Origin of the sequence: Brevibacterium sp. SIMBA_078 (genome assembly GCF_046534565.1) — a bacterium.
Lineage (GTDB): Bacteria > Actinomycetota > Actinomycetes > Actinomycetales > Brevibacteriaceae > Brevibacterium.
Genome location: NZ_JAWRYQ010000134.1, coordinates 1 through 296 on the forward strand (window position 1 = coordinate 1; position 296 = coordinate 296).

The window sequence follows — 296 nt, forward strand, 5'->3', positions numbered from 1 at the left end:
GCTTTAACTTTTGTTTTTCTGTAACCTTCACATAGAAAGGTTTTATATCCTCGTAGGCAATCGGGCCGCTTCTCCACTCGTCCTTAGAAACAGATTCGTAGGTTATCAAGTATTCATCAATTCCGAATAGCAAACTGTAAGCTACCGTCTGTTGTATGTGACTAGGACTTGGCTTCTTCAATTTGTGGATAGTGTCCTGTTTTGTACTTTTTGTTTTAAATTCAAATCCAACACGACTACCATCTTTGTACTGTAAGATACCATCCATCATTCCATACAAGTAGAATTTTTGTCCG

The 296-nt window shown here is 37.8% G+C and carries 1 protein-coding gene; it reads right to left on the reverse strand.

Translation table 11 applies throughout. The features are described from left to right. The coding region (locus tag SB749_RS19175) for a hypothetical protein (RefSeq protein ID WP_410711702.1) at window positions 1-271 on the reverse strand (271 nt) is incomplete at its 3' end. Between the last annotated feature and the right edge of the window lie 25 nt (window positions 272-296).